Annotated in this window: 16 protein-coding genes; 7 read left to right on the top strand and 9 right to left on the bottom strand. The window is 70.4% G+C overall.

The window, feature by feature from the left end; genetic code table 11:
• Positions 1-49: 49 nt before the first annotated feature.
• A complete protein-coding gene (locus H1D24_RS27030) occupies positions 50-946 on the top strand; it encodes an IclR family transcriptional regulator domain-containing protein (protein WP_181660307.1) in 897 nt (298 codons plus the stop codon).
• On the opposite strand, the gene H1D24_RS27025 is transcribed toward H1D24_RS27030, so the two are convergent.
• The 9 genes from H1D24_RS27025 to H1D24_RS26985 form a co-directional block, all read right to left on the bottom strand.
• Complete coding sequence (locus H1D24_RS27025; RefSeq protein WP_181660306.1) at positions 861-1796, bottom strand: PDR/VanB family oxidoreductase; 936 nt, start codon at positions 1794-1796, stop codon at positions 861-863. The two genes, H1D24_RS27030 and H1D24_RS27025, sit on opposite strands and share 86 nt — an antisense overlap.
• Entirely contained in the window at positions 1793-1963 is a 171-nt protein-coding gene (locus H1D24_RS27020; RefSeq protein WP_181660305.1) for a hypothetical protein, read from the bottom strand. The genes H1D24_RS27025 and H1D24_RS27020 overlap by 4 nt, the downstream gene beginning before the upstream one ends.
• Entirely contained in the window at positions 1960-3030 is a 1071-nt protein-coding gene (locus H1D24_RS27015) for a Rieske 2Fe-2S domain-containing protein (protein WP_181660304.1), read from the bottom strand. Before H1D24_RS27015 ends, H1D24_RS27020 begins: the two co-directional genes overlap by 4 nt.
• Before the next feature lie 150 nt (positions 3031-3180).
• The gene (locus tag H1D24_RS27010) at positions 3181-4317 is read right to left on the bottom strand and encodes a substrate-binding domain-containing protein (RefSeq protein WP_181660303.1); all 1137 of its coding nucleotides are present in this window, start codon (positions 4315-4317) and stop codon (positions 3181-3183) included.
• Between the two features lie 49 nt (positions 4318-4366).
• Positions 4367-5458: an ABC transporter permease gene (locus tag H1D24_RS27005; RefSeq protein WP_181660302.1), complete on the bottom strand. Its 1092-nt coding sequence runs from the start codon at positions 5456-5458 to the stop codon at positions 4367-4369.
• Complete coding sequence (locus tag H1D24_RS27000; RefSeq protein WP_181660301.1) at positions 5455-7002, bottom strand: sugar ABC transporter ATP-binding protein; 1548 nt, start codon at positions 7000-7002, stop codon at positions 5455-5457. The genes H1D24_RS27005 and H1D24_RS27000 overlap by 4 nt, the downstream gene beginning before the upstream one ends.
• A 68-nt stretch (positions 7003-7070) precedes the next feature.
• Positions 7071-10151 (bottom strand): SpoIIE family protein phosphatase, encoded by a 3081-nt coding sequence (locus H1D24_RS26995; RefSeq protein ID WP_181660369.1) that lies wholly within the window; start codon positions 10149-10151, stop codon positions 7071-7073.
• A 321-nt stretch (positions 10152-10472) separates the two neighbouring features.
• Positions 10473-11408, bottom strand: coding sequence for an IclR family transcriptional regulator (locus tag H1D24_RS26990; protein ID WP_181660368.1), 936 nt, complete (start codon positions 11406-11408; stop codon positions 10473-10475).
• 154 nt (positions 11409-11562) lie between these two features.
• Positions 11563-11988, bottom strand: coding sequence for a MarR family winged helix-turn-helix transcriptional regulator (locus H1D24_RS26985; protein ID WP_181660367.1), 426 nt, complete (start codon positions 11986-11988; stop codon positions 11563-11565).
• A 364-nt stretch (positions 11989-12352) separates the two neighbouring features.
• On the opposite strand from H1D24_RS26985, the gene H1D24_RS26980 reads away from it, so the two are divergent.
• The 6 genes from H1D24_RS26980 to H1D24_RS26955 all read left to right on the top strand — a co-directional run bounded on the left by H1D24_RS26980 (position 12353) and on the right by H1D24_RS26955 (position 20566).
• Complete coding sequence (locus H1D24_RS26980) at positions 12353-13279, top strand: SDR family NAD(P)-dependent oxidoreductase (RefSeq protein WP_309484453.1); 927 nt, start codon at positions 12353-12355, stop codon at positions 13277-13279.
• A 61-nt stretch (positions 13280-13340) separates the two neighbouring features.
• Positions 13341-14258: an amidohydrolase family protein gene (locus H1D24_RS26975; RefSeq protein WP_181660365.1), complete on the top strand. Its 918-nt coding sequence runs from the start codon at positions 13341-13343 to the stop codon at positions 14256-14258.
• Between the two features lie 16 nt (positions 14259-14274).
• The gene (locus H1D24_RS26970) at positions 14275-15861 is read left to right on the top strand and encodes an acyl-CoA synthetase (RefSeq protein WP_181660300.1); all 1587 of its coding nucleotides are present in this window, start codon (positions 14275-14277) and stop codon (positions 15859-15861) included.
• Entirely contained in the window at positions 15858-16313 is a 456-nt protein-coding gene (locus tag H1D24_RS26965; protein WP_181660299.1) for a MaoC family dehydratase, read from the top strand. Before H1D24_RS26970 ends, H1D24_RS26965 begins: the two co-directional genes overlap by 4 nt.
• Before the next feature lie 289 nt (positions 16314-16602).
• On the top strand, positions 16603-18207 hold the full coding sequence (locus H1D24_RS26960; protein ID WP_181660298.1) for a purine-cytosine permease family protein: 1605 nt from the start codon (positions 16603-16605) through the stop codon (positions 18205-18207).
• A 301-nt stretch (positions 18208-18508) separates the two neighbouring features.
• Positions 18509-20566, top strand: coding sequence for a phosphocholine-specific phospholipase C (locus H1D24_RS26955; RefSeq protein ID WP_181660297.1), 2058 nt, complete (start codon positions 18509-18511; stop codon positions 20564-20566).
• Positions 20567-20594: the final 28 nt, after the last annotated feature.

The raw sequence follows: 20594 nt of genomic DNA, 5'->3' as shown, positions 1-20594 counted from the left end.
CCCTCCTAGCGTGCGCAGAGCGAACCTTCGTCGCTTCCGGGAGGCAAGGATGGGCGCCGGAGTACGGGAACCGCACTTCGTGCAGTCCTTCGAACGGGGACTGGCCGTCATCCGCGCCTTCGACGCCGACCACCCCGAACTGACGCTCAGCGAAGTGGCGCGCATCTGCGGTCTCACCAGAGCGGCGGCCCGCCGCTTTCTGCTCACGCTCGCCGACCTGGGATACGTACGCACCGACGGCCGGCTGTTCCGGCTCAGCCCGCGCGTACTGGAGCTCGGCTACGCCTATCTCTCCAGCTTCTCGCTCCCGGACATCGCCGAACCGCACCTGGAGCAGCTCGTCGCACAGGTGTGCGAGTCGTCCTCGCTGTGCGTGCTCGACGGCGACGACATCGTGTACGTCGCGCGGGTGCCCACCAGCCGCATCATGACCGCGACGATCACGGTCGGCACCCGCTTCCCGGCCCATGTGACGTCCGTGGGCCGGGTGATGCTCGCTTGTCTGCCGGATGAGGACATCGACGCCCGGCTCGCACGCGCCGAACTGCGGCCGCTGACCGCTCGCACCATCGTCTCCACCGACCTGCTGCGCGCCGAGCTGCGGCGGGTGCGCAGGCAGGGGTACGCCATCGTCGACCAGGAGCTTGAGGAAGGCCTCCGCTCGGTGGCCGCCCCGGTGCGGGACCGGGACGGCGACGTCGTCGCGGCCGTCAACATCCCGGTCCACGCCAGCAGGAACTCGGTCGAGTCCGTACGCCGGGACCTGCTGCCCCACCTGCTCGCCACGGTCGCCCGTATCGAGGCCGACGTGCACGTGGTGGCGCCGCGCCTCCGGCTTGCCGAAGGTGCAGGAGAACGGGTCAGAGATCGAGGACCAGACGCGGGCCCCGGCAGCGCGACACGCAGATCATCATCGTCTCGCCGGCCTCGCGCTCCTCGTCGCTGAGGACCGAGTCCCGGTGGTCCGGTGTCCCCTCGAGGACATCGGTCTCGCACGTGCCGCAGGTGCCCTCCGCACAGGAGTACAGCACCTCGACACCCGCCGACCGCACGGCGTCAAGCACCGAGACGCCCTCGGGCACGGTCACCGTCTTCCCCGAGCGGGACAGCTCCACCTCGAAGGAGGTGTCCGGACCGGTCTCCTGCTCCTTCGGCTGGAACCGCTCGATGTGCAGCAGCCCGCCCGGACACCGCTCCTCGACCGCGTCCAGCAGCGCCCCGGGACCGCAGCAGTAGACGAGGGTGCCCTCGGGAACGTCGTCGAGCACGGAGGCGAGATCCAGCAGCCCCGCCTCGTCCTGCGGAGCGATCGTGACCCTGTCCCCGTACGCGCCCAGCTCATCGGTGAACGCCATGGAGCCGCGTGACCGGCCGCCGTACAGAAGGGTCCACTCCGCGCCCGCCGCATCGGCCACGGCCAGCATCGGCAGGATCGGGGTGATGCCGATGCCGCCCGCGATGAAGCGGTAGCGCGGGGCGGGTTCGAGTGCGAAGTGGTTGCGCGGGCCGCGCACGCGGACCTTGTCGCCCTGCCCCAACTCACCGTGAACATACGCGGAACCCCCGCGCCCGTCGGGTTCGCGCAGGACGGCGATCCGCCAGACGCTCCGGTCCGCCGGGTCCCCGCACAGCGAGTACTGCCGCTCCAGGCCGGGACCGAGCAGTACGTCTATGTGCGCTCCCGGCTCCCAGGCCGGGAGTTCTTCGCCCAGCGGGTGGCGGAGGGTGAGGGCGAGCACGCCGTCGGCCGCGGACTCCCGGCGGTCGACGACGAGTTCGGCTTCGTACGAGGTCATGAGCTGGTTCCTTGCGGCTCGTGTCCCTGCGGGTGGGCGAGCATCCACTCCCACATCTCGATCGGGTCCTGCGCGGTGTGCTCGCGGCCGCAGTGACAGGTGCCGTGCAGGACGTCCGTGCCCGGCAGCCAGTCGATGCGGTAGACCTCTCCGGTCGGTGAGGTCACTGGACCTTCTCCATCGGCTTCGCGCCCTCCTCGACCAGCCGGGCGAGGATGCGGCGGGCGGCGAGACCGCCGGTGTCGATGTTGATGCTGAGCTCCTGGTAGCCGGCGGGCTCGGCGTCCAGGGTCTTCTGCAGCAGGTTCAGCGCGTCCACGTCCTGCATGACGACCGTGTGGTTGTTGCCCCGCAGGAACTCGGTGACCTCTTCATCATCCGTTGCCCAGTCGCGCGAGACCATCCAGAAGTCGTACACCTTGCCGTCGGCGGACGGCGTGATGGCGTACGTGATCTCGGTGTGGAAGCCGTTCGGGTCGCTGCCGTCCGGCTCCGGCAGCACGCCGACCGGGGCGATACGGCTGTGCAGCAGATACAGGCACGGCGCGTGGTACTCGATGTCCTGCCAGCGGGTGATGCGGCCCTCGATGCCGGTGGAGCGGGCGTAGAACGGCGGGCACTCGGCGTCGTCCATGTGCCGGCTCACGCGCACGATGCCCGCGCCTTCGTCGACCTCGGTGGTGATCGGCGTCTCGGCGACCTCGGGGGTGCCGATGTAACCGCCGTGCAGATACGTCTCGTGGGAGAGGTCGAGGAGGTTGTCGACCAGGAGCCCGTAGTCGCAGTCGATGGGCTCCATGCCGCGGACGGTGACCCAGCCGGGGGATTCGAGATGCCTGGCCCGCGGGATGGCCTGAGGGTCGGCCAGCGCCGGGTCGCCGATCCACACCCAGATCAGCGCGTCCTGCTCGACCACCGGGTACGAGGCGACGCGCGCCGTCCGCGGGATGCGCTTCTGACCAGGCACGTACACACAGGACCCCGTCGTGTCGTACGTGAAGCCGTGGTAGCCGCACACGATCCGGTCGCCGTCGAGACGGGTCGGGCTCTCCGACAGCGGGAAGCGGCGGTGCACGCACCGGTTGTGCAGGGCGACGGGCGTCCCGTCCTCCTCGGTGCGGTAGAAGACGAGGGGCTCGCCGAGGATCGTACGTCCGAGCAGTTCGCGTCCCACCTCGTGCGCGTAGGCGGCGACGTACCACTGGTTCCTGGCGAAGGCGGTCATGGCTGTCATGGCATCCCGTCCCTGAGAAGCGGGGCGTCCTTGCCCCTTGGTGCCGTGGTGTGTGCCATCAGATTCGTGACGGCTGTCCGCGGCGGCAACAGCGCTTCCGTCTGACGGAAGGGAGAGCTGCGGATCGGGTGAACCTCCAGGAACATGTGGCTACTTGCGCCAGATCTTCCGGTACGCCTCGCGGTAGCCGGACGGGTCCCAGGTCGTGGCTCCCTTGCTGTTGGCGGCCGTGGCGATGTGGACGGGGGCGACATAGCCGCTGGCGGGGCGGCCGGCGAAGGCGCGGTTGAACTCGTCGACGATCTGCCAGCCCTGCTGGGACAGAGGCTCGGGCACGGTGGCGGCCTGGAAGCGCTCGCTGTTGATGCGCTGGAACGCCGACGCGTCGCCGTCGCCCGCGCCGATGTTGAACGGGGGGCCGGAACCCTGCTTGCCGGCCGCGCTCAGGGCGGGTGCGGCATCGGCGAAGTACAGGTCGTTGATCGCGGCGGAGTGCGTCCATTCGTCGCCGAAGCGGGAGAGGAGGGAGGAGACCGCCTGGGGCGTGCGGCTGCTCGCGTCCGCGATCGGGATGTTCTCGTATGCCAGCAGCTTCACGCCCGAGCAGGTGGCCAGCTGCTTCTTGATTAGTTCGGACTTGTGCTTGGCGAAGGGGATCGAGGCGTCGGTGAACACGACGGCTCCCGCGTTGCCGCCCGAGTGCGCGATGATCCAGTCGGCGCTGATCTCGGCGACGTCCTCCACCTGGGTGGTGATGTTGCTGAAGAGCTTGGGGCGCGCGCTCGGCCCCGGGGATGCGACCGCGTGCCAGCCGATGAGCGGGATGTCCGCCTCATTGGCCTGCGCGACCTGCTGCGATGTCGCCTTGGGGTCGAAGCCGCCGATGACGATTCCCGAGGGTCTGAGGGCGATGGCCTGGCTGAACGCCGCCTGGATGCCCGCCGGTGTGCCTCCTCCGTCGATCACGCGGACGTTCCAGCCGATGACCTTCGCGGCTTCGGTCATTCCGTTCGCGGCGCCCGCGACGCCGGGGTTGGTCATGGTCTGCGCGACATAGATGACGGTCTTGCCGGAAACCGCCGCGGGGCCGCTGGCGGGGCCGTTCCAGGGGGTGTCCGCCTCGGCCTTGCGCACAGCCGCCTTCGCATCCTCGAGAGCGGCGGGGCAACCGGCCGGCGAAGTCTCTGTGGAGGAGGTTCCCGCGCCTGGCCCGCAGCCGGCGATGAGGGCGGCGGCCAGCGCCGTCAGCGCTGCCGCCGTGGGGGCGGTCCTGCGGTTCGAGAACACGGGGTGCTCCTTGCGGTCGTGAGGACAGCGCGGGGACGCCGGCCGCAGGTCAAGGAGGTGACGACGGGCGGGTTTCGGAATGCCCTCCCGAGATGCCCGCCGATCGCCGCCGCCCGCGGGCCGCGGCGGCGGATCGCAGCCGGCGGCGGGCGGAGTAGCCGGCCAGGCCGACGGCGAGAAGCAGGGTGGCGCCGTTGAACAGCGGTGTGGCCCAGAACTCCGCACCGAGCTGCTGAATGCCGGCGAGGCCCACGGCGAGGACCGCGACGGCGACGAGGGTCCCCAGGGCGTTGGCGCGACCTGGCTTGATCGCGGTGGAGCCGAGCAGGGCGCCCACGAAAGCGGGGAGCAGGTATTCCAGCCCGACACTGGGGTTGCCGATCTGCTGCTGTGCGGCCAGCAGGACGCCGGCGAATCCGACCACCAGACCCGAGCCGGCGAAGGCGTAGATCGAGTACTTGCGGGTGGGGATGCCGATGAGGTCGGCGGCACGGGGATTGGAGCCGACGACGTACAGATACCGGCCGAGCGGCAGCCGTTCCAGCAGCAGCCACAGAGCAACGGCCAGGGCGAGGACGTAGAAGGCCGGTGCGGGCAGGCCCAGGAAGGTCGAGCCGTAGATGCCGGTGAAGGCCGGGGGCAGCCCCTCCGGGCCGGGGACGATACGGGCGCCGTCGGTGATCCAGCCCGTGACGGCGTACATCATGCTGCCGGTGCCGAGCGTGGCGATGAACGAGTCGATCTGCGCGAACTCGACGATGACGCCGTTGAGCGCGCCGACGACCCCGCCTCCGAGGATCACGACGAGGCAGGCGAAGGGCCAGGGCCAGCCGCCGCCCACGAGCAGGTGCATCACCATGACGTGCGCCAGGCCAAGGCCGTAGCCGATGGACAGGTCGAACTTGCCGGTGACGATCGGGATCATCGCGCCGAGCGCGAGGATCGCGGGGATCGACTGGGCGGAAAGGACCGAGGAGAGGTTGGCCAGCGTGGGAAAGGTGTTCGGCAGAGCGAGCGAGAAGACCAGGATCAGCAGGGCGGTGAGGGCCAGCAGGCCGTAGGTGCCGATGAGGTGCCCGCGCATTCGGCTCAGCGCGGACCGGGGCGAGGAGGGCTGCGGCGTCGGCGGCGTCGGTGTCATCGGGCCGTCGCCGTTCCGGTGAGGGGTGGCATGGCCGACGCGGTGTGGGTGAGTTCGGTGACGGTGAGCGCCGCGCCGGTCAGCTCGGCCGCCACGGTCCCGCGGACGAATACCAGAGCGCGGTGGCACACGCCTGCGACCTCCTCGAAGTCCGTGGAAATGAGCAGCACGGCGAGCCCGGCGGCCAGTGCCTCGTCGAGCAGCCGGTAGATCTCGGCCTTGGCGCCGATGTCCACGCCGGCCGTCGGCTCCTCGAGGATCAGCAGCCGCCAGCTCACCCCGAGCCACCGGCCGACCATGATCTTCTGCTGGTTTCCGCCGGAGAGGGTGCCGATCGGGGCCTCGGTGTCGCGCGGGCGCACCCGAAAGCGTTCGACGAGGGCCGCGGCCTCGGTGCGCTCACGCCGTGGGCTGATCCAGTGCAGCGCTGGCACGCCGCCCGCCCTGGGGTTGGCCAGGAAGTTCTCCCGCACGGTCAGTTCGGCGGCACAGCCCTCTTCGAGGCGGTTGCTGGACACGAAACCCACACCGCGGTCGACGGCGGCGGCGACGGTACGCGGGTGGTACGGCCGGCCGTCGAGCAGCGCCCGGCCGTTGTGGATCGGCCGGGAACCGATCAGCGCCCGGCCCAGTTCCATGTGTCCGGCGCCGGTGAGTCCCACCAGGCCGAGGATTTCGCCGGCGCGCAGTTCGAGGCTGACCGGTCCCGAGTTTCCGGTCCGCGCATCCCGGAGGCTGAGTACGGCCGGGCCGGCGGGGGCGGTGGCGGGCCGGTATTCGCCCGGTTCGCGGCCCACGATGTCGTGCACCAGGCGGGTCGGGCTGTGGCCGGCGAGCGGGCCCTGGCTGACGATCCGGCCGTCGCGCAGGACGGCGAAGGTGTCGGCGACCCGGTACACCTCGTCGAGCCGGTGGGTGACGTAGACCATGCCGTGGCCGCGGTCGCGCAGCCTGTGCAGGACGGCGAAGAGGCGGGCGCAGTCGGCGGCGGGGAGGCTGGCGGTGGGCTCGTCCAGCACGATGAGGTCGGCACGGGTCGACAGGGCGCGGGCGATGGCGGCCAGCGAGCGCTCGGCGCGGGTGAGGTCGGCGATGCGGGCGTCGGGGTTCAGATGGCCGGCGACGATCTCCAGGGCCTCGGCACAGCGCTCCCTTGCCTGCCGCCAGGAGACCACTCCGCGTCTGCGCGGGTAGCCGGTGCCGAGCGCGATGTTCTCGGCGACCGTCATCCACTCGACGAGGCCGAGATCCTGGTGGATGAAGGACATACGCTGCGAGGCCACGTCCGTGCCGAGCGGGTGACCGGCCACCGTCACCTCGCCCTCGTCGGCGTGGTGAACGCCGGCGAGGACCTTGATGAGCGTCGACTTTCCGGCACCGTTGGGGCCGAGAAGAGCGAGGATGCTGCCGCGATGGATGTCGAGGTCGACGTCGTCCAACGCGAGGGTGCCGCCGAACCGCTTGCTGAGACCGCGGATGCGCACGACAGGTTCCCGGCCGCGGCGCGCGGACGGGCTCATCGAGGTGTCGGGCGCGTCATGCACAGGCTTTCTCCCGATTTGCCCGGCTGCGTCGCTTGAGTTACGTGAGTCATTCGATTGAGTTACATGAGTCATTCGATGCCGGGAATTTCCTCCCAATCTATCCCGATCATGGCCTCGGCCCCGGCTGCGGCGGGCACACCTCCGGCGCTGTCCAGTGCGCACTCGGCCCAGATCACCTTGCCGTTCCTGGTGTAACGCGTGCCCCAGGCCTGAGTGAGCTGTGCGACGAGGAACAGCCCGCGGCCGCCCTCGTCGGTCGCGGCTGCGTGGCGCAGGTGCGGGGCGGTGCTGCTGGTGTCGGAGACCTCGCAGATCAGGGACCGGTCGTGGATCAGGCGTACCTGGATGGGCCCACTGCCGTGGCGGATCGCGTTGGTGACCAGCTCGCTGAGTACCAGTTCGGCGGCGAACGAGACCTCGTCCAGCCCCCAGTCGGCCAGCCGGCGGGTGACGGCGGCGCGGATGCCGGAGACACGGGCCGGCTCCGCGGGCAGCTCCCAGGTGGCGATCCGGCCGGGGTCCATGGCGCGGGTGCGGGCGACGAGCAGCGCGATGTCGTCGCTGGGGTGTTCGGGCACGACGGCGTCCAGGACCGCCTCGCACGTGGCCTCAGGTGAACGGTCCGAGTGGGTCAGGGCGCGATGCAGCTGGTCGAGGGCCTTGTCGATGTCGCGGTGACGGTCATGGACGAGCCCGTCGGTGTAGAGGACCAGCTCGCTGCCTTCGGGCAGGTGGAATTCGGCGGTCTCGAAGGGGAGGCCGCCGAGTCCGAGAGGCGGTCCGGCGGGCAGGTCGGGGAACGCCACGGTGCCGTCGGGGTGGACCAGCGCGGGTGGCAGGTGTCCTGCGCGGGCCATCGCACACTGGTGCGTGGTCGGGTCGTAGATGGCGTACAGGCAGGTGGCGCCGATGATGCCAGGTCCGGCGGTGGACTCGCCGCCGCCCTCGTCACGGTCGAGGCGGGCCACGAGGTTGTCGAGCTGGGTGAGTACTTCGTCGGGCGCGAAGTCCAGCTCGGCGAAGTTGCGGGCGGCCGTGCGCAGCCGGGCCATGGTCACGGCGGCATGCAGGCCCTGGCCGACGACGTCGCCGACGAGGAGCGCGACGCGGGTGCCGGAGAGGGGGATGATGTCGAACCAGTCACCGCCGACTCCGGACGTGGCGTGCAGGTAGCGATGGGCGACCTCGACGGCGCCCTGCTCAGGGGTGCCGTGCGGCAGCAGACTGCGCTGCAGCGCCAGGACCATGGTGTGTTCGCGGGTGTACCGGCGGGCGTTGTCGATGCAGATGGCGGCGCGAGTCGCGAGTTCCTGGGCCAGCGAGCGATCGTCGTCCCCGAAGGGTGCGGGGTCCTCCGAGCGGTAGAAGCTGGCGATGCCCAGGACCACACCGCGGGCCAGCAGCGGAACGGTGATGAGGGAGTGCACGTTGTGCGCGAGAAGGCGCTCGCTGTGCTGGGGGTCCTGGGCTAGCCAGCCGGCGGCAACCTTTAGATCGGGTTCCAGCACCGCCCGCCCGGTGGCCAGGCAGCGGAGATGGGGCGTGGTGGGGAGAGGGACGACTCGCTCGCCGACAGGATAGAAGGGGCAGTCGTCGCGGATCCCATGGACCACCGTGCGTCGCAGGTCGGTGTGGGGATCGGGGGACTCCTCACCCCGCAGCACGGTGTCGGGGAGGTCGATGGTGACGAAGTCCGCCAGGCGTGGGACGGCCATCTCGGCAAGCTCTTGGGCGGTGCGGCTCACGTCCAGGGTGGTGCCGATCCGGGTGCTGGCCTCGGACAGCAGCTCCAGGCGGCGCCGTGCCGCGACGGCATGCTTGCCCACTTCCGGCTCACCGACCAGGACCAGCCCCCGCTCGGCGGCCTCGTCAGCGCTGTCGTCGGTGGTGTCGGGGGTGTGGGGGGTCTGGGGGGCGTCTGTGGCGTAGGTGGTGTCGGGGGTACCGGTGGCATCGGTGGTTGCCGGTGCGGTGGCGTCGGTGGTTGCCGGTGCGGTGGCTGTGCGGCCGCGGCCGGTCGTGGGCTCCGTACCGGCGGCCGGGACGGGTGCAGGGCTGGCGGCCGAGAAGGGTGCAGGACCGGCGGCCGGGACGGGTGCCAGGCCGGGAAGGTGCCCGAACAGCGGGACGGCGGATGGTGGTGCGGCAGGCTCCGGCAGGAGTGCGGCAGGCTCCGCCAAGAGGCTGAGCGGCACGTCGGCGGGCGTGGGGACGGCGAGCCCATGGTGCGGCACGTCGTTGTGGAGCACCGCCTCGACTGCCACACCCTCCACACCGGAGGGGCTGATCACCACATGGCTCAGGAGGGTGACCCATCGGCCGTGGGAGAGAGGCACCTCGACGCCCGCCCGCTGAGCGGAAGAGATCAGCTCGGTGGCCTTCTCCATCAGGATCATCTGATCGCGCCGGTCCAGCCCGCTCCGGATCAGTTCGTGCACTCGGGTCGGCCGCCCCTCCTCGGTTGCCGCCCCGCCGACGATCCGCGTACGGCTCCTGGCGTCGAGATACGCCCGCAGCAGGCCGCGCTCCCGTGCCGAGCTCTGCTCCAGCAGCCGCCGTTCAATGGCGTGGGCCGCCTCACGTATGACGGTGTCCATCACGGGGTCCGCGTCCGTACGCGGACATCCGAGCGAGAGGATGCCCTCGATACGTCCGCTGAGCAGGTCACGGACGGGAATCGCCGAGCAGGCGTTTGACTGAGAGCGTTCTGCGAAGTGCTCTGCCCCGTAGACCTGGCATTGCCGCCGTTCGGCGAGCGCGATGCCGATGCCGTTGGTTCCGGCGACCTGCTCGGCGAACACAAACCCTGGGACGCTCTGGATCGGGGCGAGCTGTCCGGCCATGGAGGCCTCGCCGAAACGGCGCTGCACCACCGTCCCGCTCCCGTCCGCGAGGCCCACGTTCATCCGGCTGCCCGCGAATACGGACTGCAGCCAGTCGAGCACGGGTTCGGCCGCACGGACGAGCCGGGTGTCCGGATCGACGTCGTCGCGGTAAGGAAGCTCAGCTTGATCCGGCGAGAGCCCCAGCAGCCGGCAGCGCTGCCAGGAACTAAGGATCAGCCCTCGCACGCCCCCCTCGATCAACTCGCCTTGGAGGAACCGCTCACGGGCGCGCGAGGGACTGATGGCATCCCCCGGGAGCCCCATCTGGATCACTTCCCTCACCGGAGCGTGGCCATGGTGGCATTCCTCCTCAGGTTAGATGTTAGAACTTTGTCCAGAAAAAGGCGGTATCGGTGGTGCCGGGATCGGCCGGTCAAGCTCCTCGGGCCTCCGGCCCCGAACGGTCCGGCGCTACCGGTGCGGCGGGCGCTCACGGCCCTACCGGGCGCTACCGGCCCTACCGGGCGCTACCGGCCCTACCGGGCGCTACCGGCACTGCCGGCCAATCGGCGCTACGAGCGGTCCCGCTGCTCCGGCAGGGCCGGCCGCTCGGCGCTACGAGCGGTCCGGTCCAGCCGCTCGGCGCTACGAGCGGTCCCGCTGCTCCGGCAGCTCCGGCCGCTCCGGCCGCTCCGGGTGCCAGCCGAGCGCCCGCGAGATGCCGCGCGCCGCCAGCCGCACGGACGGGATCAGCGCGGGGACATGGGCATCCCGTACGGGCACCACAACTGAGGCCGCCGCGACGACCGTCCCGTCCACACCCCGCACGGGTGCGGCCACGGACAAGGCGTCCTCGGTGACCTGCCGGGTGCTGACCGCGCAGCCGGTGCGCCGGATCTCGGCCAGGACCCGGCGCAGCCGGGCCGGGTCCGTGAGGGTGTGGGGGGTGAACGCGGCCAGCGGCTCGGCGCAGTACGCCGCCTGGAACTCCGCGTCGGTGTTGGCGAGCAGTGCCAGGCCTACGCCCGTGGCGTGCAGGGGCCAGCGGGCGCCCACTTTGATGCGTACTCCCACCGCCGAACGCCCCGAGATCCACTCGATGTAGACGACCTCGTTGCCGTCCCGCACCGCCAACTGCACGTTCTCGTGGGTCGCTTCGTACAGGTCCTCCAGGTAGGGCAGTGCCACCTGGCGCAGCGCCAGTCCGCGCGGTGCCAGCGCCGCGATCTCCCACAGCCGAAGCCCCACGTGGTAGACCCCCGACGGATCGCGCTCCAGGGCGCCCCATTCGGTGAGTGCGCCGACGAGACGGTGCGCGGTGGTCAGCGACAGACCGGCACGCCGGCTGATGTCCGTCAGGGACAGCGCCGGGTGGGCGTGGTCGAAGGCGCCGAGGACCGCCAGCAGCCGGTCGGGCGCGGAGCGCGGGGTCGTCTCAGCGTGCCCCGCGTGCTGCGGGGTCGTCTCAGCGTGCCCCGCGTGCTGCGGGGTCGTCTCAGCGTGCCCCGCGTGCTGCGGGGTCGTCTCAGCGTGCCCCGCGTGCTGCGGGGTCGTCCCAGCCGCCCCGCGGGGTCGTCCCATCCGGCTTGCGAGGTCGTCGCGCCCGGTCTGCGGGATCATCCCGGCCGTCCTGAGCTCGTTCGGCCGTCCTGCCGAGTCATCCGAGCCGTCCTGCGGGGTCCGCCCGGCCGGTTTGGAGATCATCTCTGCGTCCCTCGGGCGTTAGTCGCCGTGCTCAGGCGAGGCCCGGCTCCGCTATGCGTAGCAGGAGAGCGTGCAGCGTCTCCCGTTCGGCCGGATCGAGCGGCTGGACGAGGTCGTTGGTGACGCGCAGGCCGGCCTCGTCGGTGTTGCGCAGGAACGTCCGGCCGTCGTCGGTGAGGACGACGATGCGGCTGCGGCGGTCGTCGGGGGAGGGGCGGCGCTCCACGAACCCGGCGCGTTCGAGGTCGTCGACGAGGCCGACGATCGCGCTCGGGTCGTAGCCGAGCCGGGCGCTCAGCTCCCGCTGGAGTGCGCCTTCGGCGGTGGCGAGGAAGCGCAGCAGTGCGTAGTGGCGCAGACGCAGGCCCGACTCCTGGAGGAAGCCGTTGAAGAGCTGCCCGGAGCGCAGGCCCAGCCGGTAGAGCAGATATCCGGTGTCGGCGTGCAGACCGCGCATCCATGGCTCCTGGGCGTCGATGGGCCCCCCGCCACGGGCCGCGGTGGTGGACGCCTCTGAGGCCGGGGAGGGGCGGGCGGCCGTGGTCGTGGTGGGAGAGGTGCTGGCGGCGAGGCGCTTCCCGGAGATGGCGGACTCCCTGGTCAAGGGCCCCGGGTGGGGCGGTGTTCGGTCGGTGCTGGCCCCCGGGCGGGGCGGTGTTCCATCAGTGCGGACCAAGCATCTCGCACATCCGCTACGGCAACAACTATTGACGTCGACAATTATTGTCCTTAGCTTCGATCTCGGCGGCGGAGCTCTCCTCGTCCGACGCCCCTCTTTCTCGCAATCCAGCACTCCCGCCCCTGATGAAGGGACTCACGTCGTGTCCACCATTGATCTCACCGGCAAAGTCGCCGTGGTCACCGGCAGCGGCCGTGGTCTCGGCCTCGCCTACGCGCAGGCCCTGGCCGCCGCGGGTGCCTCCGTCGTCGTCAACGACGTGGACGAGGCCGTCGCCGAGCAGGCCGTCAAGTCCATCGAGGAGGCGGGCGGCCGGGCCGTGGCCGAGGCCGTCGCGGTGGGCACGACCGAGGCCGCCGACCGTCTGGTCGCCCGGGCCGTCGCGGAGTTCGGCCGGCTGGACATCATGGTCACCAACGCCGGCGTGCTGCGCGACAAGGTGCTGTGGAAGATGACGGACGACGACTTCGACACCGTCATCGGCGTCCATCTGAAGGGCACCTTCACCTGCGCCCGCGCCGCCGCGGTACGGATGCGCGAGCAGGGCGAGGGCGGCAGACTGATCCTGGTCGGCTCGCCCGCCGGACAGCGCGGCAACTTCGGCCAGACCAACTACGCGGCTGCCAAGGCAGGGATCGCCGCCATGACCCGCACCTGGTCCATGGAGCTCGCCCGCGCCGGCGTCACGGTCAACGCGATCGTCCCGGTGGCGGCCACGGCGATGACCGAGACCATCCCCGTCTTCGCCCCCTACGTCGAGGCCATGCGGGGCGGCGAGACCCTGCCGGACTTCCTGCGCAAGGGCGAGGGCTTCGGCAGCGCCGAGGACTGCGCCGCCCTCCTCCCCTTCCTCGCCTCGGCGGCCGCCGCGGACGTGACCGGCCAGTGCATCGGCATCGGCGGCGACAAGCTGGCCCTGTGGTCGCACCCCCAGGAGACCTCCGTCGCCTACGCCGACGGCGGCTGGAGCCCCGAGACGATCGCCGACGTCTGGCACACCTCGGTCGGCCGCGAGCCGCAGACCGTCGGCATCCCGGCGCCCAAGTTCCCGGAAGGCCAAGGGACATGAGCGCCATGACCGTCACGACCGCCGTTCATCCCCACCGCCACGAGGGCCGCCCATGACCGCCATGAACGTCGACGAGCTCGTCGCGATCGATGTCCACACCCACGCCGAGGTCTCCTCCAAGGGGAACGCCTCGCTGGACGACGACCTGCACGAGGCCTCGAGCGCCTACTTCAAGGTCGAGGGCAAGCGGAAGCCGACCCTGGAGGAGACCGCCGCGTACTACCGCGAGCGGAAGATGGCCGCCGTCATCTTCACCGTCGACGCCGAGCACGCAACCGGCACCGAGCCCGTGCCCAACGAGGAGGTCGCGGAGGCCGCGGCCGCCAACCCGGACGTGCTGATCCCCTTCGCCTCGATCGACCCCTTCCGCGGCAAGGCCGGCGTCAAGCAGGCCCGCAGGCTCGTCGAGGAGTACGGGGTGAAGGGCTTCAAGTTCCACCCGAGCATCCAGGGCTTCTTCCCCAACGACCGGGAGATCGCCTACGCGCTGTACGAGGTGATCGAGGAGACCGGCACCATCGCGCTGTTCCACACCGGCCAGACCGGTATCGGCGCGGGCGTCCCGGGCGGCGGCGGTATTCGCCTGAAGTACTCCAACCCCCTGTACGTCGACGACGTCGCCGCCGACTTCCCCCATCTGAAGATCATCCTCGCTCACCCCTCCTTCCCCTGGCAGGACGAGGCCCTCGCCGTGGCCACGCACAAGCCTGGCGTCCACATCGATCTGTCCGGCTGGTCGCCGAAGTACTTCCCGCCGCAGCTCGTCCAGTACGCCAACTCCCTGCTGAAGGACAAGGTCCTCTTCGGCTCCGACTACCCCGTCCTGACCCCCGACCGCTGGCTCGCCGACTTCGACAAGCTGCCCATCAAGGACGAGGTACGACCGAAGATCCTCAAGGAGAACGCCGCCCGCCTCCTCGGGCTCACCACGACGGACACGTCGGGTACATCAGGTACGTCACGTTCGACAGGCACGTGAAAGGGGGCAACACCCCATGCGCAACGAGGGAATCGGGTCCTGGCCCGGGCGCCGTGCCCGCAAGACCCCCCATCGCACCGCCCTGATCCACCAGCAGCAGACCTTCAGCTACGCCGAGCTGCACCAGCGCACCAACCGGCTCGCCCACGCCCTGCGCGCGGCCGGCGTCCGGCGCGGCGACCGCGTCGCCTATTTCGGCCCCAACCACCCCTCCTTCCTGGAGACCCTCTTCGCCACCGGTCTCCTCGGCGCCGTCTTCGTCCCCCTCAACACCCGCCTCGCCGCACCCGAGATCGGCTACCAGCTGGCCGACTCGGGAGCGCGCACCCTCATCCACGACCCAAGTCTGTACGACCCCACTGACAACGGCGGTGGCAGTAAGGGCGACGGCGGAGCATCCCCGGCCGAAGCATCCCCGGCCGAAGCCTCCCCGGCCGTCAAGCACCGCATCGAGCTCGGCGACCCCTACGAGCAGGTGCTCGCCGCGGCGCCCGACAACCTGATCGACGAGCCCGTCGGCCCCGACGACATCTGCATGATCATGTACACCTCGGGGACCACCGGTCGTGCCAAGGGCGCGATGCTCACCCACGGCAACCTCACCTGGAACGCGATCAACGTCCTCATCGACCAGGACATCGCCGCCGACGAGGTCGCTCTCGTCTCCGCACCCCTGTTCCACACGGCCGGTCTGAACATGATCACGCTGCCCGTACTCCTCAAGGGCGGCACCTGCGTCCTGGTCGGCGCCTTCGACCCGGCGGGCACCCTCGATCTCATCGAACGCCACCGGATCACCTTCATGTTCGGGGTGCCCGCGATGTTCGACCAGATCGCCCGCCAGGCGCGCTGGGCCGAGGCCGACCTGTCGTCGGTACGCCAGCTCACCTGTGGCGGCGCCCCCGTCCCCACCCCGCTCATCGCGACGTACCAGAGCCGCGGCCTCAACTTCCAGCAGGGCTACGGCATGACGGAGGCCGCCCCCGGCACGCTCTTCCTGGCCGCCGAACACGCCGTGAGCAAGGCCGGCTCGGCCGGTGTCCCGCACTTCTTCACCGACGTACGCGTGACGGGCCCCGATCTGTCACCCGTCGCCGTCGGCGAGCCCGGCGAGATCGTGGTGCGCGGACCCAACGTGATGCCTGGCTACTGGGGCCTTCCCGAGGAGACGGCGGCGGCCTTCGCCGACGGCTGGTTCCGCAGCGGCGACCTCGCACGGGTCGACGAGGACGGCTTCGTCACGATCGTCGACCGGCTCAAGGACATGATCATCTCCGGCGGTGAGAACGTCTATCCGGCCGAAGTCGAGGACGTCCTGCTCGGCCATCCCGCCATCGTGGAGTGCGCCGTCATCGGCGTACCCGACGAGAAATGGGGCGAGGTGCCCCGGGCCGTGGTCGTGGCCCAGGAGGGCGCCCGGCTCGACCCCGACGAGGTCATCGCGTTCCTCAGCGGACGCCTCGCCAAGTACAAGATCCCCAAGTCCGTCGTGGTGGCCGAGACCCTGCCGCGCACCGCCTCGGGGAAGCTCCTCAAGTCCCGCGTCCGCGCCCGTTTCGGGGCGGGCCCGCAGTCCGGCACCACCGAAAGGAACCCTTCATGAGCATCACCGTCAGCGGCCTGGACGAACTGAAGAAGCTCGCGGGCGGCGACCTCGGCACCAGCGAGTGGATCACCGTCTCGCAGGAGCGCATCAATACTTTCGCCGACGCCACCGGCGACCATCAGTGGATCCACACCGACCCCGAGCGGGCCAAGGAAGGCCCCTTCGGCGGCCCGATCGCCCACGGCTATCTGACGCTGTCGCTCTTCATCCCGCTCTTCACCGAGCTCCTCGAGGTCGAGGGTGTCACCACGAAGGTGAACTACGGTCTCAACAAGGTCCGTTTCCCCTCGCCGGTGCCCGCCGGTTCGCGCATCCGCCTGGTCGCGCGGCTCGCCGAGGTCGAGGAGATCGGGGGCGGTGTGCAGGTCACCGTCGACGGCACCATCGAGATCGAGGGCGGTACGAAGCCCGCGTGCGTACTGCAGAGCGTGTCGCGGTTCTACGCCTGAGCCAGGGATTCCACGCCTGAGCCGTAACCGACGCCCGTCCCGCCGGCACACCGCCGGCGGGACGGGCGTCTCTGCTGCGTGCTGTGACGGGCGGCGTTTCCCTGCGTGCCGGATGGATGAAGTGTCCACTCCATGCCCCGGCAGATGGATGGATCGGCCACTGGTGAGGGGTGCGGGGCAGCCGTAACGTGCCTCGCAATCTCCGTGCGCCTGCACGGATGCGTGCCCTGGATCGCACCCCCGATCCGGCCGCCCGATTCGCACCGCCAAGCCCCTCGCAGGAGTCCCGATGGCCGAGCAGCCGCCCTCCGTGGCGACGTCACCGTCCCCCGTCGCGCCACCGGCGTCCCCCGCCGCGGCACCGTCCGTCACCGAGGTGGAGACCCATGGCGTGGAACACATCCCCGACGGGGAGCGCACCGCCTCATCCCTCGATCTCTTCCGGCTCGCGTTCGGCGGTGCCAACACCTTCTCCACCTGCGTCCTCGGAGCCTTCCCGGTCCTCTTCGGGCTCTCCTTCCAGCAGGGGCTCGCGGCCGTCCTCCTCGGCGTCGCCATCGGGGCACTGATCCTGTGCCCGATGGCGGTCTTCGGACCGGTCAACGGCACCAACAACGCCGTCTCCTCCTCCGCGCACCTCGGCGTCCACGGGCGGGTCGTCGGATCGTTCCTCTCCCTCCTCACCGCGGTCGCCTTCTTCTCCATCTCGGTGTGGAGCTCCGGTGACGCGCTGGTCGGCGGCGCACACCGGCTGTTCGGACTGGAGCGCTCCAACCTGTCGTACGCGGTCGCCTATGCGCTCTTCGCCGTTCTCGTCCTCGTGGTGTGCATCTACGGCTTCCGCTTCATGCTGCTGGTCAACAAGGTCGCCGTCACCGCCGCGACCGTGCTGTTCCTGGTCGGCATCTTCGCCTTCGCCGGTGACTTCGACCCGTCGTACGCCGGTATCTACGGGGCGGGTGCCGACGCCGAGACGAAGGCGCTGTTCTGGCCGTCCTTCATCGGCGCCACGCTTATCGTGCTGTCCAACCCCGTCTCCTTCGGCGCATTCCTCGGCGACTGGTCCCGGTACATCCCGGCCGCAACGCCGCACCGCCGCGTCATGGGGGCCGCGTTCCTCTCGCAGATCGCGACGCTCCTGCCGTTCTGCTTCGGTCTCGCGACCGCGAGCATCATCGCCGCGAAGGCCCCCGACTACGTCGACCCGGCCGCGCCCGACTTCGTCGGCGGACTGCTCGCCATCTCGCCCGGCTGGTACTTCCTCCCCATCTGCCTGCTCGCCCTGATCGGCGGCATGTCCACGGGCACCACCGCGCTCTACGGCACCGGCCTCGACTTCTCCAGCGTCTTCACCCGGCTGTCCCGGGTGCAGGCCACCGTCCTGGTCGGCACCCTCGCCATCGCCTTCATCTTCATCGGCCGCTTCGCGCTCGACATCGTCCAGTCGATCTCCACCTTCGCCACGATGATCATCACCTGCACCACGCCGTGGATGGTCGTCATGATGCTCGGCTTCTTCGTCCGGCGCGGCTGGTACGACCCCGAGGCGCTGCAGGTCTTCAACCGGCGCCAGCGCGGCGGCCGTTACTGGTTCCACCACGGGTGGAACTGGCGCGGCATGACCGCGTGGTGGGTCGCCGCGCTGATCGGCATCCTCTTCACGAACCTCCCCGGCCAGTTCGTCGGGCCCTTCGGTGACCTCGCGGGCGGCGTCGACATCAGCCTGCCGTTGTCGCTCGCTGTCGCGGCTGTGCTGTATCTCGCGCTGCTGAGCGCGTTCCCTGAGCCGCGCGGTGCGTATGGGCCGAAGGGTGCCCGGCTCGTTCGTACCGCCGACACGCCCGTGCCGCCGATCACCAGTGCCGGGGCGGCGCCCAGCTCCCTCGGGAACTGAGAGCTCCGCCCCCGGGCCCCGTTTGGTCGCCCTTCGAGCTCGTCCTCAAACGCCGGACGGGCTGGATCGTCGCCCTTCGTGCTCGTCCTCAAGCGCCGGACTGGCTGAATCTTTCAGCCAGTCCGGCGCTTGAGCGTGGGGTCCCAGAGGCGGCGCCCGCCGTGCTGTTCGCGTCGCCGACCCCCGGCTTTCACACGCGCGCCACGAAAGCCTTCCGTGAACGTTCGCCGGCCCTTGGAACACTCCTGTCACTCTGTTCCACCCCCTGCGCTCGTCTTCCCGGACAAGAGGTCACCCAGCCATGCCCCAACTCGATCGGCGCCGTTTCATCCAACTGGCCGGCGGCACGGCCGCCTTCACCGCTCTCTCGAACAGCATCGCCAAGGCCGCGGCGATCCCCGCGCAGCGGCGTTCCGGAACGATCGACGACGTCGAGCACATCGTCGTCCTGATGCAGGAGAACCGGTCCTTCGACCACTACTTCGGTGCCATGAGGGGCGTGCGCGGCTTCGGTGACCCGCGCCCGGTGACGCTGGCCAGCGGCAAGTCGGTGTGGCACCAGGAGCAGGACGGCCAGGAGGTGCTGCCCTTCCACCCGGACGCCGACGACCTCGGCATGCAGTTCCTGGAGGGCCTGCCGCACGGCTGGACCGACGGCCAGGCCGCCTACAACGGGGGCAAGTACGACAAGTGGCTGCCCGCGAAGGGCACCACGACCATGGCGTACCTCACCCGCGAGGACATCCCCTTCCACTACGCGCTCGCCGACGCCTTCACCGTCTGCGACGCCTACCACTGCTCGTTCATCGGCTCCACCGACCCGAACCGCTACTACATGTGGTCCGGCTACACGGGCAACGACGGCCAGGGCGGCGGCCCGGTCCTCGGCAACGACGAGCTCGGCTACGACTGGACGACCTACCCCGAGCGCCTGGAGAAGGCCGGGATCTCCTGGAAGATCTACCAGGACATCGGCGACGGCCTGGACGCGGCCGGCTCCTGGGGCTGGATCGAGGACGCCTACCGCGGCAACTACGGCGACAACTCGCTGCTGTACTTCAACAAGTACCGGAACGCCGAGCCCGGTTCGCCCTGGTACGACAAGGCCCGCACCGGCACCGACGTCAAGAACGGCGACGGCTACTTCGACCGGCTGCGGGCCGACGTCAAGGCCGGCAAGCTGCCGCAGATCTCCTGGATCGCAGCCCCCGAGGCCTTCTCCGAGCACTCCAACTGGCCCTCGAACTACGGCGCCTGGTACATCGCCCAGGTCCTGGACGCGCTCACCTCCAACCCGGAGGTCTGGGCGAAGACGGCCCTGTTCATCACGTACGACGAGAACGACGGCTTCTTCGACCACGTGGTGCCGCCGCTCCCGCCGAAGTCCGCCGCGCAGGGCAAGTCCACGGCCGACGTCTCCCTCGACCTCTACCCGGGCGACAGCAAGCGCCCGGCCGGACCGTACGGCCTCGGCCCGCGTGTGCCGATGCTGGTCGTCTCGCCCTGGAGCAAGGGCGGTTACGTATGCTCCGAGACCCTCGACCACACCTCGATCGTCCAGTTCATGGAGCGCCGCTTCGGCATCCAGGAGCCGAACATCTCGCCCTGGCGGCGCGCGATCTGCGGTGACCTGACCTCCGCCTTCGACTTCTCCCACAAGGACGGCCGGTCGGCCGCGCTGCCCGACACCGACGGCTACGAGCCGCAGGACCGCGAACGCCACCCCGACTACCGCCCGACGCCGCCGGCCGACCCGCGCATGCCCAAGCAGGAGCCGGGTCTTCGCCCGGCCCGCCCGCTGCGCTACGCCCCCTTCACCGACGGCGAGGCGGCCCCCGCCGACGGAACCTTCACCCTCACCTTCAGCGGCGGGCGTCACGCCGGTGCCGCCTTCCACGTCACGTCCGGAACCCCCACGTACGGCCCGTGGATGTACACGACCGAGGCGGGCAAGACCGTCGCGGGCACCTGGGACACCGCCTCTTCGAAGGGCGCCTACGACCTGTCCGTGCACGGACCGAACGGCTTCCTGCGCACGTTCAGAGGCTCCGTGAAGACGGCGGGCCCCGAGGTCGCCGCGCGCCACGACGCCGCATCCGGCACCGTGAAGCTCACCTTCGAGAACGAGGGCACGACGGCCGTCACGCTGACCCTCACCAACGCGTACGGTGGTCGTCCCCAGACGTTCAAGCTGCGCGCCGGCGCCACCGTGACGCACACGGTGGACCTGCGGGCGAGCAGGCGCTGGTACGACCTGACCGTCGTGTCCGACGCGGACCCCGCCTTCCTGCGCCGCTTCGCCGGACACGTCGAGACGGGCGAGCCGGGCGTGAGCGACCCGGCGATCATCACCGAGTAGCCCCTTCGGTCGGCCACGGCAGTGCCCC

Origin of the sequence: Streptomyces himalayensis subsp. himalayensis, assembly GCF_013778455.1 — a bacterium.
Classification (GTDB): Bacteria; Actinomycetota; Actinomycetes; order Streptomycetales; family Streptomycetaceae; genus Streptomyces; species Streptomyces himalayensis.
The sequence above is the reverse complement of the archived record's forward strand: the minus strand, read 5'-3'. Positions and strand labels throughout refer to the sequence as shown.